This window comes from Hydrogenophaga sp. PBL-H3 (genome assembly GCF_010104355.1).
Classification (GTDB): Bacteria; Pseudomonadota; Gammaproteobacteria; order Burkholderiales; family Burkholderiaceae_C; genus Hydrogenophaga.
The window spans coordinates 47,932-63,627 of sequence record NZ_CP044972.1 but is presented as its reverse complement, the minus strand read 5'-3'; the positions used below and the strand labels follow the sequence as shown (position 1 = coordinate 63,627).

The 15,696-nt window shown below is 62.8% G+C and carries 11 protein-coding genes and 1 pseudogene; 9 read left to right on the top strand and 3 right to left on the bottom strand.

Features of this window, described 5'->3' with window-relative positions; translation table 11 throughout:
• Nucleotides 1-8: 8 nt before the first annotated feature.
• From F9Z44_RS00295 to F9Z44_RS00275, 5 genes are all read left to right on the top strand, one after another.
• On the top strand, nucleotides 9-980 hold the full coding sequence (locus tag F9Z44_RS00295) for a TRAP transporter substrate-binding protein (RefSeq protein ID WP_159602488.1): 972 nt from the start codon (nucleotides 9-11) through the stop codon (nucleotides 978-980).
• A gap of 167 nt (nucleotides 981-1,147) precedes the next feature.
• The gene (locus F9Z44_RS00290; RefSeq protein WP_159602485.1) at nucleotides 1,148-1,639 is read left to right on the top strand and encodes a TRAP transporter small permease; all 492 of its coding nucleotides are present in this window, start codon (nucleotides 1,148-1,150) and stop codon (nucleotides 1,637-1,639) included.
• Between the two features lie 54 nt (nucleotides 1,640-1,693).
• Nucleotides 1,694-3,019, top strand: coding sequence for a TRAP transporter large permease (locus tag F9Z44_RS00285; RefSeq protein WP_159602482.1), 1,326 nt, complete (start codon nucleotides 1,694-1,696; stop codon nucleotides 3,017-3,019).
• A gap of 19 nt (nucleotides 3,020-3,038) precedes the next feature.
• Nucleotides 3,039-4,472 carry an aldehyde dehydrogenase family protein gene (locus F9Z44_RS00280; protein ID WP_159602479.1) on the top strand — a complete coding sequence of 478 codons (1,434 nt, stop codon included), beginning with the start codon at nucleotides 3,039-3,041 and terminating at the stop codon, nucleotides 4,470-4,472.
• A gap of 21 nt (nucleotides 4,473-4,493) precedes the next feature.
• The gene (locus F9Z44_RS00275) at nucleotides 4,494-5,255 is read left to right on the top strand and encodes an SDR family oxidoreductase (RefSeq protein ID WP_159602476.1); all 762 of its coding nucleotides are present in this window, start codon (nucleotides 4,494-4,496) and stop codon (nucleotides 5,253-5,255) included.
• Nucleotides 5,256-5,516: 261 nt separating this feature from the next.
• On the opposite strand, the gene F9Z44_RS00270 is transcribed toward F9Z44_RS00275, so the two are convergent.
• Nucleotides 5,517-7,853, bottom strand: a complete 2,337-nt coding sequence (locus F9Z44_RS00270; protein ID WP_159602473.1) for an SLC26A/SulP transporter family protein — start codon at nucleotides 7,851-7,853, stop codon at nucleotides 5,517-5,519.
• A gap of 356 nt (nucleotides 7,854-8,209) precedes the next feature.
• Between F9Z44_RS00270 and F9Z44_RS00265 the strand changes: the two genes are divergently transcribed.
• The 3 genes from F9Z44_RS00265 (at nucleotide 8,210) to F9Z44_RS00255 (ending at nucleotide 11,407) form a co-directional block, all read left to right on the top strand.
• On the top strand, nucleotides 8,210-8,485 hold the full coding sequence (locus tag F9Z44_RS00265; protein WP_159602470.1) for a DUF4242 domain-containing protein: 276 nt from the start codon (nucleotides 8,210-8,212) through the stop codon (nucleotides 8,483-8,485).
• Nucleotides 8,486-8,524: 39 nt separating this feature from the next.
• Complete coding sequence (locus F9Z44_RS00260; protein WP_159602467.1) at nucleotides 8,525-10,324, top strand: BTAD domain-containing putative transcriptional regulator; 1,800 nt, start codon at nucleotides 8,525-8,527, stop codon at nucleotides 10,322-10,324.
• 447 nt (nucleotides 10,325-10,771) lie between these two features.
• A complete protein-coding gene (locus tag F9Z44_RS00255) occupies nucleotides 10,772-11,407 on the top strand; it encodes a Crp/Fnr family transcriptional regulator (protein WP_159602464.1) in 636 nt (211 codons plus the stop codon).
• A 1,087-nt stretch (nucleotides 11,408-12,494) separates the two neighbouring features.
• Here F9Z44_RS00255 and F9Z44_RS00250 read toward each other — a convergent pair.
• Together F9Z44_RS00250 and F9Z44_RS00245 are read right to left on the bottom strand one after the other, a co-directional pair.
• On the bottom strand, nucleotides 12,495-13,829 hold the full coding sequence (locus F9Z44_RS00250) for a hypothetical protein (protein ID WP_159602461.1): 1,335 nt from the start codon (nucleotides 13,827-13,829) through the stop codon (nucleotides 12,495-12,497).
• Between the two features lie 194 nt (nucleotides 13,830-14,023).
• Nucleotides 14,024-14,221 (bottom strand): annotated as a pseudogene (locus F9Z44_RS00245) (IS5/IS1182 family transposase); the annotation flags it as partial.
• Nucleotides 14,222-14,489: 268 nt separating this feature from the next.
• Here F9Z44_RS00245 and F9Z44_RS00240 point away from each other — a divergent pair.
• Nucleotides 14,490-15,695, top strand: coding sequence for an ABC transporter substrate-binding protein (locus tag F9Z44_RS00240; protein ID WP_159602458.1), 1,206 nt, complete (start codon nucleotides 14,490-14,492; stop codon nucleotides 15,693-15,695).
• The last annotated feature ends 1 nt before the right edge of the window (nucleotide 15,696 follow it).

Sequence of the window (15,696 nt, the reverse complement as noted above, 5' to 3'; positions counted from 1 at the left end):
CACCGTCCATGAAACAACTCATCAAACCCATCGCTCTCGCCGCCATCCTGGCCGCCTCTGGCGCCGTTCAGGCCCAGACCGTATTGAAGATCGGCTACGCCACCTCGGCCGCGTCGCACTACGGTGTGGGCTCCACGGTGTTCTGCGAGGAAATGGAAAAGGGCACACAGGGCCGCTACAAGTGCCAGCAGTTCCCCAACTCGTCCCTGGGCGGTGAGCGCGAGCAGATCGAAGCGGTGCAACTGGGCACGCAAGACCTCGTCAACACCTCCACCGGCCCGCTGGGCAACTTCGTGCCGGAGGTCAAGATCGTCGACATCCCCTTCCTGTTCCGCGACTACGACCACGCGCGCAAGGTGATGGACGGCCCGATCGGTCAGGACCTGCAGAAGAAGATGGAAGCCAAGGGCCTGATCAACCTGGCCTGGACCGAAAACGGCTTTCGCCACATGACCAACAGCAAGCGCCCCATCAACCAGGCCACCGATGCCAGCGGCCTGAAGATGCGCACCATGGAGAACAAGGTGCACATGGACGGCTACAAGACCTTCGGCATCCTGCCCACGCCCATGGCCTTCCCGGAGCTGTTCACCGCGCTGCAGCAGGGCACGGTCGATGGTCAGGAAAACCCGATTCCAGTGATCCTGGCGTCCAAGTTTTCGCAAGTGCAGAAGCACCTGTCGCTGACCGGCCACGTGTACTCGCCCGCTGCGCTGATCCTCTCGCCCGCGGTGTGGAGCAAGCTGTCCGCCGCCGACAAGGCGGTGTTCACCGAGGCGGCCAAAAAGGGCGCCGCAGCCCAGCGCAAAAAGGTCAACGACGACGAGAACACCGGCATTGCCCAGCTCAAGAGCGAAGGCATGCAGGTGGTCGAGAAGGTCAATGGCGAGAGCTTCCGCAAGGCCGTGGCACCCGCCTACGCGGGCTTCGCGAAAGAGTTCGGCGCCGACAAGATCGCTGCAATCCAAGCCGTCAAATAACGCGCCCCCTGCGCCGGGCCTTCGGGCCCGTCTTCCCCCCTGAGGGGGGACAACACCTTGGGCCGGCGAAGCCGGACCCTGGGTGTTTCTGGGTTTGCTCCCCCTCGCTTGTTGCGGGGTCATTTCTTTCGTTGCGCCACCTGTCGCGTGTTGACCGGAACCTGCCCATGAAATCCTTCATCCTCGCCATCGACCGCCGCATCACCGGCCTGTGCATGACCGTGGCCTGCGCCATCCTGGCCGTGATCTCGTGCCTGGGCATGTGGCAGGTCATTACCCGTTTCATCTTCTCTCAACCATCGACCTGGACCGAAGAAATCATGCGCCGCCTGCTGATCTGGATGGTCATGCTGGGCACGGTGGTGGCGCTGCGCCAGGGCGCGCTGATTTCGGTGGATCTGATGCTGCGCGTCTCGCGCGGTGCGTGGCGCAGCACGGTGCGCTGGGTCATCACCTTGGTCAACCTGACTTTCTTCTCGGTGGTGCTGTGGTTTGGCGTGGATCTGGTCTGGCGCGTGCGCTTCCAGACCTTTGCCAGCCTGGACCTGTCCATGTCTTGGGCCTACGCGGCCATTCCGGTGGGCGCCCTTCTGGGCCTGCTGGCCACCGTGGCCCACCACGCCGACCCCCACCACGACGAACTCACCACCGCACAGTGACACGGCCACTCCCATGAGCTCGCATTCCTTCACCCCTCTTGCTGGACATCAACCATGTCATTGACCCTGCTTGTCACCATGCTGGTGTGTTTTGCCTTCAGCATTTCCATTGCCGTGGCCATCGGCGGCTCGGCCATTCTTGGCCTGGCGTTCTTCGACAACAACCAGCTCATCCTGGTGCCGAAGGAAATGTTCTCGGCCATCGACAAGTTTCCACTCGCCGCCATCCCCTTCTTCATCCTGGCCGGCAACCTGATGGAAACCGGAGGCATCTCGCGCCGGCTGGTCAACTTCGCCAAGTCGCTGGTGGGCGGTGTACAGGGTGGCCTGCCCATGACCTGCGTGCTCACCTGCATGATCTTCGCGGCCGTCTCCGGCTCGTCGGTGGCGACCACGTTTGCCATCGGCTCCATCCTCATTCCCGCGCTGGTCAAGCACGGCTACCCGGTGGGCTACGCGGCCGCGCTGCAGGCCACGTCGGCCGAGCTGGGCGTGATCATCCCGCCGTCGATCCCGCTGATTCTGTTTGGCGTGGCCGCCGAGGTGTCCATCGGCGAGCTGTTCATCGCCGGTGTGGTGCCCGGGCTGCTGGTGGGCGCGGCCCTGATGCTGTTCGTGCACCTGTGGTGCCGTTTCAAGGGCCTGGGCAAGAACGACGGCGATGACCGCCTGGGCGTGGGCTCCGCCACCCGCGACGCCGGCTGGGCGCTGCTGATGCCGGTGGTGATCCTGGGTGGCATCTACGGGGGCATCTTCACGCCCACCGAAGCGTCGGTGGTGGCCGTGTTCTACGCACTGATCGTGGGCATGTTGATCCACCGCGAGCTCAAGCTGGACGACATCGCGCGGGTGCTGCGCAAGTCGGTGCTCTCCAGCGCGGTGATCATGTTCATCATCGCCAACGCGGGCCTGTTTGCCTTCCTGATCACACGCGCAGGCATCCCCGACGCCATCGGCCTGTGGCTCACCGCCGTGTTGCAGTCGCCGGGCTGGTTTCTGCTGGGTGTGAATGCCGCGCTGTTCGTGATCGGCATGTTCATCGAGACCTCGGCCGCCATCATCGTGCTCGCGCCCATCCTGGTGCCGGTGGCGATCCACTTCGGCATCGACCCGGTGCACTTCGGCATCATCATGGTGGTCAACCTCGCCATGGGCATGATCACCCCGCCCTTCGGCGTGAACCTCTTCGCCGCCTGTACGGTGGCCAAAATCTCGCTCGACCGCATCATCGGCCACCTGCTGCCTTTCGTGCTGGTCATCATGGGTTGCCTGGCGCTGATCACCTACCTGCCCTCGATCTCGCTGGCCCTGCGTGACGCGGTGTTTGCCAAGCCCCCGGTGGTGGAGCCCGCCATCGGGCCCAGCATCGGCCCCCAATAGGCGCAAGGAGCCTTCAACCATGGCCCTGAACCACATCGCCAACACCGCCGTGCGCTCGGCCTCGGGCCAGACGCTGCCGGTCATCGACCCGGCCGATGGCCAGACCTTTGACACCATCGAGCGCAGCAACGCCGAGGACATCGACGCCGCCGTGCGCGCCGCGCGCGACTGTTTCGAGCGCACCTGGTCGCGCACCACCGCCGCCGAGCGCGGGCGACTGCTGATGAAGCTGAGCCAGAAGGTGGCCGAACACGCCGACGAACTCGCGGCAATAGAGCAACGCGACTGCGGTAAGCCGGTGGCACAGGCCAGAGCAGACGCGCTCGCATTGGTGCGCTACTTCGAGTTTTATGCCGGCGCCGGCGACAAGCTGCATGGCGACACCATTCCCTACCTCGACGGCTACAGCGTGCTCACCTGGCGCGAGCCGCACGGTGTGACCGGCCACGTGGTGCCCTGGAACTACCCCATGCAGATCTTCGGGCGCTGCGTGGGTGGCGCGCTGGCCGCCGGCAACGTGTGCGTGGTCAAACCGTCGGAAGATGCCTGTCTGTCGCTGCTGCGCGTGGCCGAACTCGCGGTGGAGGCCGGCTTTCCAGCCGGCTGCATCAACATCGTCACCGGCTACGGCCACGAGGTGGGCGACGCTCTGGCGCGCCACCCCGGGATCGACCACATCAGCTTCACTGGCAGCCCGCGCGTGGGCACGCTGATCCAGCAGGCCGCCGCCGAGCGCCACTGTCCGGTCACGCTGGAGCTGGGAGGCAAGGGCCCGCAGATCGTGTTCGACGACGCCGACATCGACGCCGCCCTGCCGTTCATCGTCAATGCCATCGTGCAGAACAGCGGCCAGACCTGCAGCGCGGGTTCGCGCCTGCTGGTCCAGCGCGGGCTCTACGAACCGCTGCTGGAGCGCCTGGGCCAGCGCTTCGCCACGCTGCGCGCCGGCCCACCCGCGATGGACCTGGACCTGGGCCCGCTGATCCGCCAGAGCCAGCAGGAGCGCGTGCGCGGCTTCCTCGACCAGGCCCGGGCCGACGGCATCGCCACCGTGGCGCAAGGGCGCGTGGTGGACGAAGCCGCCGTCACCGGCTTTTACGCCGCCCCCACCCTGCTGCGCGACGTGCCGGTGCACCACCGCCTGGCGCAGGAGGAGGTGTTTGGACCCGTGCTGTCCGCCATGGCCTTTGACGACGAAGACCACGCCACGTACATCGCCAACGCCACCCCCTTCGGCCTCGTGGCCGGCGTGTGGACACGCGACGGCGCGCGCCAGTTCCGCATGGCGCGGCGCGTGAAAGCGGGCCAGGTGTTCATCAACAACTACGGCGCAGGCGGTGGCGTGGAGCTGCCGTTTGGCGGCGTCAAGTCATCGGGCCACGGGCGCGAAAAAGGCTTCGAAGCCCTGTATGGCTTCACCACCCTCAAGACCGTGGCCATCCGCCACGGCTGAACACCAGAAGGACACAACACCATGCGAGTGCAGGATCTCTCCATCATCGTCACCGGCGCAGGCAGCGGCTTCGGCGAAGGCATCGCCCAGCGCCTGGCCGAAGAGGGTGCGAAGGTCATCGTGAACGACATCGACGTCACCAACGGCGAACGCGTGGCCGCAGCCATCGTGGCGGCGGGCGGGCGCGCATCGTTCGTGGCCGGTGACGTGACGAAATCGGCCGACGTGAAAGCACTGGTGCAGGCCGCGCTGGAGCGCCACGGCAAGCTTGATGTGATGGTCAACAACGCCGGCTGGACGCACCGCAACCAGCCTGCGCTGGACGTGAGCGAGGACGACTTCGACCGCTGCTACGCCGTCAACGTGAAGAGCATCTATCTGGCTGCGGTGCACGCCGTGCCTGCCCTGCGCCTCAACGGCGGCGGCAGCTTCATCAACATCGCGTCCACCGCCGGCGTGCGCCCCCGTCCGGGGCTCACCTGGTACAACGGATCAAAGGGCGCGGTCATCACCACCAGCAAGTCGCTGGCGGCCGAGCTGGGCCCTGACAACATCCGGGTGAACTGCATCAACCCGGTGATGAATCCGTTCACCACGCTGGGCCCGTCGTTCGCCGGCGGCGAGCTCACCGAGGAGCGCTTGAACAAGTTCCGCTCCACGATTCCGCTGGGTCGCTTCTCAACCTCGCTGGATGTGGCCAACGCCGTGCTGTACCTGGCCAGCAGCGAAGCTGCTTTCATTTCGGGCGTCTGCCTGGAAGTGGACGGCGCGCGCTGTGTATGAGGTTCTTGTGGCCGAACGGAAGTCATGCTTTTACTTTGAATCTTGCATGGCAAGCGACCGCTTGAGGCGACGGATTCAACCGGTGGACGGACACGTGGACCTTAGGGCGCCAGAGTAGTTGCTCCGGCGAGGCACCTGAGCCGGATTCCAAGCGGGACACGCTCACCATCTGTATCCAGCCTGTGATGCAGCAATGAGGCGGTCCTGCGGGCTGTGCAGGCGCTGACACGATCAGCGCCTGGCAGGCATGGCCATCCCTGCTCAGTCGGCGGCCTCGCGCGATGCGGTTGCCGCGATGCTGTCAAATGTGCCCAGTCTGGTTGCCCTGCCTGTGGACGACCGCGACACCCAATGCGAGAGCTCCCCGGTCAGCGCACGAACCCGATTGGCAAGGTGGAGCACGATGTTGTTCAGGATCTTCGCTGCAAGGACAGGCTGCTCCAGCTTCATGCGGTCAAACGCCTCGACAGACAATCGCAATGCCACCACATCTGACTCGGCAACGGCCTCGGCCGAACGCACACCATGTGCCAGCACGGCCATCTCGCCGACGCTCACACCCGGCGCAAACGAGGCAAGGCGGCGCCGACTGCCCGGCATCTGCAGTCCGATCTCGCCTTTGACGCTGACATACAGCGCGTCTCCCGGATCGCCCTGTTGAAATATCACCTGCCCGGCATCGAAACGCACTTGCTTCATGACCGACTCCAGCAGAGCCAACTCCGAGGCATCGAGGCCGTAGCCTACCGTCGTCTGCAAAAGGTCGAGCGTTCTCTCTTCGTCCTTTGCAAGCGCAAGCCGAGCGATCAGCGCGTCCTCGACCTGCTCCATCGCCAGGTCGGTGGTGTCGACGAAGTGCAGGGAAGGTGCCGCTGCCTGGCCGGCCACGGCCTCAACAGCACGTCGTCGCTGATCGCTGGCGGTCCACTCGGCAAGCACCAGCCGCCGGCCCGAGAGGCGCCAGTCTTCGGCGATCTCGAACAAGATGCGCGCGCCGGTTATGTCGATCTCGTGCACTTGGTGAAGGTCGAGGATGGCGGTCTCGACCTGTGGTGGTAGTGCCTGCAAGTGCATCCGCAGGTCGTCGGCGGTTCCGAAGAACAGCGCCCCTTCCAGTTCGACCACTGCAATGCGGTTGCCTTCTCGCAGCAGCCGCTCGGCCACAGCCGGCGGGCGCATCTTCAGCGACCTCCGCTGCAGCCCGCTGACGCTGCGCCGCACCACGTCTCGCATGTTCGCGCGCACAAAAAGGATGACCGCGAACCCCGCACCCAGCAGCACCGCTGGCCCGAGACCCAGCAGCACGGCACCCAACGCCACCGCGCTGCTGATCGCCCAATTGGCAGCCAGCAAGTTTCGCTGGCTCACGTCCCATGCGCTGGATTGGCCGTCCTGCGAACGGTGACTCAACAGCTCTCTAGGGGTGCGCCAATGGACTGGGGCCAACATGGGCAGCGCCTGCGCGACAAGGACACCAGCGACGGCACTTGATGGCAGCCAGCCGATCAATTCGGGAGTCAGGCCGATCAACAGCGCGAGCACCGTTGCGTAACCGAGCACCGTCTGCCGGTGCACGGAATGTCCCCCTTGAATCAGCGTCATCGTGCGGGGCACGGATGGTGATGTTGCCTGCCCCCCCACCAGAGCCGAAGCGATGTTGGAAAGCCCTTGCGCGACCAATTCCCGGTCCGCGTCGCGGGTCGTGCGCAGACGACCATCCACAATTGATGTCGCGAGCAGCGAGTCCAGGCTGCACAACACCGCCACCGTCAAGGCGTAAGACGCTATCGCGGGCAGGAGTGGGCGCAAGAGTTGAAAGTCGAATCCAGTGGCAGCGAGGCCCAGGTGTTCCAACGCTCCCGACGGCAGAACGGGCGCACCGAGTGTGGGGCTGAGTGATGCGCCGCTGCCGCTGGTCTGCAGAACCGCGTGCAACGCGGCGCCGGCAATCAACCCGAGCAGCGCGCCGGGGAACCGCGGCAAACAGCGTCCGACCAACCAGGCGACAAGCAGGGCCGTGATGGCCACGGCAACTGCGCCGGGCGCCAGAGGCAAGAACACCGACTCCCAGCCTGAGCCAATACCGTGACCCAGTGCGACCGGCAGCGCCGTGATCAGCAGGAGCAGACCGATGCCGGTGGTCAGCCCCACACGGACGGGATAGGGCGTGAACTTCACGATGCCGCCGAAGCGCAACAGGCCGAAAGCTGTTTGAAGCACGCCAGCGCCGACAAGTGACAACACCAGCACCAACGCCACGGTCCAGGGGTCTGCAAGCGGGCCCAGCCGCCTCACCAGCTCGGCAACGAAGCTGGCTGTCAAAAGGGCAAGCGAGGCACGCGCACCACTGACAAGGCGGCCGCCGCCCACCAGCGATGCGATTGCGTTGGCCAAGACAACGCCGAGCAGCGTCAGCATCATTGCGCCGGGTCCGAAGGCTGCGCCGAGCGGCGCCATGCCGATCAGGCCATAGGCAGCGTTTTCAGGCGCATGAGCCGCAACGGCCGATGCGGTCCGACCGAGTTCACCGATTCGGTTGCGCCAGCGTGTTGCAGCGGAGGATGCGGCGCAAACTTCATCGGAACATGTGGCGTTCATTGGGCGCGGATTTTACCGAGCGTGGCACCGCACAAACTGCGGCATCACCCCACTGTGCACATGTCATCAAAGGGTCACATTGAGCAGGTCAAAGTTTGAGTCCGGCCGCGACCGCTGTCTGACTTTGACCAATCTGCCTTCACGACTCCCGGGGTGGTTCACGTAACTGCATCTCACGAGGCCGACGTGGTCCCTCGCGTTGCCTCGCGAGTGCAGGCTTGGGCTTGCCACATGTTGCGAGTCGACTACGCCGGATGAGTTGCTTCCGAATTGCTTGCGGCTGGAGGATCAAACGCCCGCTCAAACGATGGAGAGTCAAGCTGGAGACTCCATCAACCATCCAGGAGTTCACGACCATGCCCAAGTTTGTCATTGAACGCGCTATTCCCAATGTCGGTGCCACCAGCGCCGCTGATCTGCAGGCGATATCTCAGAAGTCTTGCGGTGTACTCAACGAGCTTGGTCCTGATGTGCAATGGGTTCACAGCTACGTGACCAGCGACAAGATCTACTGCGTATACAACGCCACCAATGAAGAGCTGATTCGGGAGCACGCTCGCCGCGGGGGATTCCCCGCCGATAGCGTGGCCCGCGTTTTCGCGACGATCGATCCAACCACTGCCGAGGCCTGAGATCGTCGACCTTTGGCCGAGTGGTGCCACACTCACACCATGGCGATGTTCATCCAGCTCTTGGGCGTGCCGCGGTTCATTGGGCGGGATGGCGCGACCGTGGTGCTGCGCGGACACAAGGCCTGGGGACTGCTGGCCTACCTGGTGACCCATGAGGGCGCGGCGAGCCGGCGGCATTTGGCGCGGCTGTTGTTTGAAGACGCTGAAGATCCGCTCGCGGCACTGCGGTGGAACCTCACCGAACTTCGTCGCGGTCTGGGCCCGGACTGCCTGCGTGGCGAGTCAGTCGTCCTGCGCCGAGATCCGGATCTGATCATCGACAGCGAAATGCTGCGGCGCGGGAGCGCTGCAGAGGGCGTCCTGTTGCCCGGCCTTGGTCGCGAGTTGCTTGAAGGGATGAGCTTCGCCAGCAGTCCATCTTTCGAGGTTTGGCTGCAGGCTGAACGACGACGCATGCATGCCACTGCTCAGGCCGTGTTGCACGAGGCGGCCCTGGCCAGCCTGACGGATGGCTCTATCGCGGAGGCGCTTGACCTGGCCAGTCGACTCCTGGCGCTTGATCCACTTGAAGAAAATTCGCAGGTGCTGTTGGTGCGCTGCCTCTCGAGTGCTGGCGATGGCATCGGCGCAGCGCGTCAAGCTGCCGCGTGCAGGGAGCTTTTCCAGCGAGAGCTGGGAGTGTCGCCCGGGCCGGCCTTGAGCGATGCCTTGCGCACCAACACCTCGGCTGTGGTTGCCCGTCCGACCACAGGGCGGGCGGGTGCTCTTGCCTTGCTGGAAGCGGGCGAAGCGGCCATCAGCGCCGGTGCACTGGATGCGGGCTTGCAGTGCCTGCGCAGGTCGATTGCTGACGCCGACGCCACAGGTGATCCCGTCCTGCGGGCAAGGGCGCGCGTGGCCCTTGGCAGCGCGCTGGTTCACGCCGCGCGCGGCCGTGACGCCGAGGGAGCAACAGCCCTGCACGAAGCCATCACGATCGGAGAAGCCGCTGCGCCTCAACAGGTCGCGGCGGCTTGTCGCGAGTTGGGCTACGTAGAGTTTCTTCTCGGTCGCTACGACCGTGCACTGAACTGGGTGGCCCGGGCTGGTCCGCTGGTGCGAGATGAAGTCACTGAACAGGCCCGCCTGGCCACGCTGAAGGGATCGATATTGAGCGATACGGCGCACTACGGGGCCGCACTGGAGGAACTCCTTCAGGCGCAGGCTTGGGCCCTGGACTCTGCCGACAGCAAGCTGAGCATTTACGCCGAATCCATGATCGGCCGCATCTTGGTTCTGACGGGGCGTTACGACGAAGCAGCGATCGTGCTGGACCGGTGTATTGACGAAGCACGCAGAATGTGGACGGCCTTTCTGCCGTGGCCACAGTCCTTTCGCGCCGAGGCGGATCTGCTGCTGGGGCACATTGACAAGGCGGCGGATCGATTCGAAAACGCCTTCGCATTGGGGTGCCAACTGTCCGATCCCTGCTGGGAGGGCATCGCGGGGCGCGGTCTGGGTCTGATAGCCGGTGCGCGCGGAGATGTTCATGGAGGTCTCGCCATCTTGCTGGATACGCTGCAACGCTGCATGCGGCTGCCCGATGCCTATGTCTGGGGCGGTGCCTATGTGTTGGATGGGCTGTGCGCCATGGCCCTCGCCCATGGCGATGATCGGGGACCGGAGTGGGTGAGCCAACTGACGGTCATTTCCGCCCGTGCAGGCATGCGTGAGATGGTGGCCCGCTCTCACTGGTACCGTGGGAAGCTGGGCGAGGCCGGCGCAAACGACGCAGCCAGGCAGTTGGCTACCGACATCGGGAATCCAGTTTTGCACTCTCTCGTCTGGAGGCATCCCTGAACCAGGAAGCGCATTCGTTGACTTTTTGACAGCAGACCGACGCATACCGGCGCTACATGGTCAAGCAAGCCCGTACAGCAAGATCCGATGTGCGCCCGAGACTGTGAACTTGAGGCCGTCAGTTTCCGGTCGGCGTCAAAACCTCAGGGCTTCAACTTGCCGGGCTCAAGTGCTCCTGCAGCAAGTGAATGGTCATACCGCCTCAGAAGGTGCCGAACAGGTCCTTTGAGAAGCGAACCGTTACATTCACTGTCAAGCTCGTTGCGAAAGTGCGTGGTCCACCACACTGCTCAACATCCATGTTCCATTAAGTTCCGGGGGAGGATTGATGACGCAATTCTTGCAGTGGCGCCTATTTGCAAACTACGCGTCTTTCATCAGCGCACAGGGCCATGTGAAGGTAGTGCTTCCGACCGCGTTGCGCGTGGGTGCGGAGTGCCTGATCGCATGAAAGAGGCAGCCGGTACCGCGCTGCCCGAGGCCTTGTTGCAGGAGCTTGCGCGTCAAGGCAAGACCCGCACTTGGGAAGCCGGCACACAGGTGGTCACCGAGGGTGAACCGGCACAGGCCATGTACATCGTGCACGAGGGGCAATTGCGCGTTTTCCTTGATGGCGAGGGCGAACGCCATGTGGAACTCAACACGCTGGGGCCCGGGCAGTATTTCGGTGAGATCCTGCTGGGCAGCGCAGTGCGCACCGCCAGCGTGCAGGCGCTCACGCGGGTGCGGCTAACCAAGGTGGAACGCGTCGATTTTGAGCGGGTCATTGCCCAACAGCCCGACCTTGCGCTGCATGTGATCCAGCAACTGGTGGAACGCGTGCGCTCGCTGAGCATGAGCGTGCGCGACATGGCCACGCTGGACGTGTATGGCCGGCTGGTGGTCCTGCTCGAATCGCTGGCGGTCGAAGAAGACGGTATCCGCTGTGTGTCTGAACCACTCAGCCAGCGGCGGATCGCCGAGCGAGTGGGTGCATCGCGTGCGATGGTCCACCGCGTGCTGCACGACCTTGAGAGCGGGGGCTACATTTCGCTGGGCCGCAACCGCATCGTGTTGCACCGGCGGCTGCCACACCGCTGGTAGGAGTCCTGCGCCGCACGCATCGGTTCACTTTTGAACGCAACTGCGCCAACGTACGCGTTCGCGACGACATTCACCTCATTCTCCGCGCCAGTTTGAATGAGGCAATGACATGAACGTACTTTCACTGTTGCTGAACACCACCCGCCAGACAGATCACGATGGGGATGACCAAGTGGCCAGCACCAGGCTGCAGACTTTCCTCGACAGGCTTTAGCCTTGGCTGCGGTATTGCTGACCGTGTAGGCCCATGCCGCCGATGTCAGGGTGACGAGCTCCTTCGCCATGAAATACATGTTGGTCGAGCGCATTGCCGCGTTCGAGGTCATGACTGGCCACAAGGTGCTAACCGTTCGGTGCGGCACCGAAAGCATCACTTTAGAACCTAATGGACATGCTCGGAAGTAAGCAAAAAAACATTGATCGCGCCCTGCTGTGGCTGGGTGTTTCGTGTACGGTGCTCGCTACGCTGGTGGGAATCGCTGCCGCGTGGCGGTACGCCACATCCAGTGCTTCACTTCCCTCTCAGCGATCGGTCATCGTGACCTCACACGTCACGTCACCCGCAATCGACAGCGCCAATGAGACGCCTATTCCAGCGTGGTTTCGCCAGTTCGCTCTAAATGCGCTGTTAGCTCCGCTCATCGATGATGCTGATCAATGGACTGACGTAGCCCTCGACTTCATGTGCGACCCTTCGACAAGAGTCCTTGTTGATGGAAATCCCTTGGTCTCGGGCAGCCCGGTTCCAACCAAAGCATTTTCGATCCGTTGGGACATGAATCACTGTGAGCCTCTGGGATCGAACAAACCACTGTCTGGAGGTGTGGATCTCCTGGTTTCACACGACAGTTCAGGCCTAAATGCATTCGTCCTTCCCGATCGATTACAAGTTCACGGACCGAAGGGTCGCTCAAGCTTGGTCGGTTCTTTCACTGCGAGGTTGTCTTTGGTGAGATCTTCCTTTGATCAATGATGAATTGAAGCAGCGTCACCAAACCCTTTTGAGAATCAAACCGGAGCCCGTCCACCTGACCGGGTCAACTCCACAGCGCGCCAGGTCTCCACACCGTGCTCTGCCAGACCGCACTCAGCGAGGGAATACTCGCGTTGCCAGAGGTTGGGGTACGTAGTTCGGAACAAACGCGCAACCAGATGCAGGCTCACCACGCGCCACTTCCAGCTGCTGGCAGCGCTGGGCAATGCCTGCCGGTGTGGGCTTCTGGCTCCTTTCCACCCAGCTCAACAGGGCCTCAAACAGCACCGGGTAGTGGGCATCACCCCAATAGCTGTGTTCCTTGGAGTCCACAAAGGCCTGGACCAGACGCCCGCCATTGCCTGCCGCAGTCATGCGCTGGCGCAAGGTGTCCTGGCCTTGCACAAACACCGTGGCGTCATTGATGGCGTGCACGCTGATCACGGGCACAGCGAAACGGCCTTGGTGATCGACGTCAGCGGCAAAGCGCGCCACCGCCTGGGGGTCGGCCTTGAAACGGGGGATCGCGGCATTGAGACCGGCGTCGTCGGAAGTACCGACATAACGAACGCCGCTGTTGCCCAACGGGCTGATACCGCCGTTCTTTTCCACCACGTCGCGCAAGGCGAAGGTGCCCCAGTTCAGGTGACTCATCACCGAGGTCTCGGGAAACTGCAGCACATCGACAATGGTCTTGAGGCGCCGTGCCTGCTCAGGCGTGCGCTGTGCCGCAGGTTTGCCCACACCCAGGCATTCGTTGGCCCGCGCAGCCAGCTCCGCCGTGGTCAGCTTGCTGTCTTTGGGCAAGCCAATGGCCAGTGAGTAGGCGGCCTCATCCGGTCGCGGGAGGTTGTTGCAGAGATGCTGGTACAGGGCGCGCATGTCGAGGCGGAAGTCATAGGTGGCCGGGCCGGCAACGACACCGCTGGTCAACAGCACGCCTTCCCATGACTTCGGAAACATCTCGGCCGCGCGCGTGGCCACCATGGCGCCCCACGACTGTCCGTGCAACAGTGTGCGGCGTGGTTTGGCCACGTGGTCCACAAAGATGCGGCGAACACGCTCGGTGTCTTCCGCTGCGGTGGTGACGGCAAACCCGCCCTGGCGGAATACCGAACCCGCCCAGGCATGCCCCTCGATCACGGTAATGGCCCAGCGCTTGATGTCCTCATCCGCCCGCTTGGTGCTGGGTGGCCCAAGGGTCGGGCCGCCGTGGGCATGCACGACCAGCACACCGCTCCATTGGGCCGGCATCACGATCAGGTAGTGCGAGCCGGCCGAATCCTGCCCGCGCAGACAACGGGCACCTTCTGGCACTCCCTCCGGACAAGCCTGCGCAACAGGCGCAGCTTCAACAGGGGGTGCAGGCTGACTGGCGCATCCGGCCAATACCAGGACGGCGGCGCCAAGCCAAGCCAGGTTCAGCTTGATCTTCTTCGGTGTGGACATGGGGCAGTTTTTGAGTGTTAGCCAAGCCTGATCATTCAGCGTGCGCTGGGCCCAGTCCATACCAGCTAACCCCTACCATGGGGATGGAGCTCGCCTGCGGCATTTGCGCATTGGGCATGTCGCCTGAAGCGCACTGACACTTTGCTTTCGAGATCGACGTCAGTGACGGCCACATGGTGGGGCGAACTGCGGACTCATCGAGGCCATCCCCGGGCCTGCTGCAAGTGGGTTCGGCGCACCATCCACAGCTTGGAGAGGGCGAACAGTGTGTGCAACTGCGCCGCGTTCTTGGTCAATCCGCGGCAGCGCACCTTCACATGCCCGAGCTGGCGATTGATGACGCGAAACGGATGCTCCACATCGGTCGGGATGCAGGCCTTGACGTGCTCGAGCCCGTCCATTTCTATGCCCATGGGCGTATATCCGCCAGCAGTGGCCAGGGCAAACCACCACTGGCCAGTCAAATTTTCACGGCGGAGATCTGACTTAAACCAACCTGCCTCCACGAAATCCGGGTCGGTTCAAATCCAGTCAAAGTCATCGAGCGATTCAAAAATCTCCCCGTCTGCCGATAACCACGCTACGCTACAAACGCTTACATTCTCTGGGATGATCAAGCGTGACTGACCCGCAGGTGTCTTGTGACGCGATTGGATAAACATGATTCATAAACGCAAGCTATTTGCCGGCTTTGCCGCCATCCTGGTAGTGCAATCGTTCGCGGGTAAGGTCTTCAGTGCCACGCCAACTGCAAAGCCCGTATTGATTGGCTTGGATGCTGAGTTTGAATATCAGGGCAGTACATCGGCCGAGGCCATCCGGCATGGCATTCAGATCGCGATAGACGAAATCAACAAAGCGGGCGGTGTTCTGCAAGGTCGTCCGCTGAAGCTGATGGAAAAAGCGAACAGATCCCTGCCAGCGCGCAGCGCGAACAATATCAAGGAGTTTGCGGCTACGCCTGACCTGGTGGCAGTATTCTGCGGTCGATTCAGTCCGACAGTTCTTGAAATGCTGCCTCTGATCCATCAGTTGGGCTTACCTTTGATGAACCCGTGGTCCGCCGCCGATGGCATTATCGACCACTCCTTTTCACCCAATTATGTATTCCGACTGTCGATGAAAGACAGTTGGGCGGCCAACGCCATGCTGGCAAATCTCAGCAGCCGAAATCTAAAAAATGTTGGTTTGTTGATGCTCAACACATCGTGGGGCCGAAGCACCGTGTCTGCAGCGCAAAAATACCAGAAGGGCAAATCAAAGGTAAATCTGATAGGAACTCAGTGGATCAACTGGGATGATGATGAGGCATCGATGCTGAACAAGGTGAAGCAATTGCGTGACGCCGGAGCTCAGGCGTTGCTTCTGACCGCCAACGCAGGTGAGGCGGCCACCCTGGTCAAGGGCATGCTCAAGCTGCCTGCAGCTGAGCGCCTCCCTGTGGTCAGTCACTGGGGCGTGACTGGAGGAAAGCTGCCCGATATGGTTGGCCCCGACTTTTACAAGCTCGACTTCAGAGTCGTGCAGACCTACACCTTCATCGGGCAAAAGTCATTGAAGGCCGCGACCGTGATCTCGGCGCATAACGCCAGAGATGGCGGCACCAGTGCAAGGTCAATCCTATCTCCGGTTGGGGTGGCACACGCTTATGACTTGACTCACATCCTCGCGAGGGCGATTCAGCTGGCGGGCAGCACGGACCGAGCGAAAATCCGTGATGCCTTGGAAAAGGTGCGCAACTATGACGGCCTGATCAAAAAATATGCTGCGCCTTTTACAGTCAAGCGCCATGAGGCGCTGTCTGAGAGCGATGTTTTCCTGGCGCGCTACTCTCCTTTGGATGGCGCATTGGAAAAGCTCCCCTGAT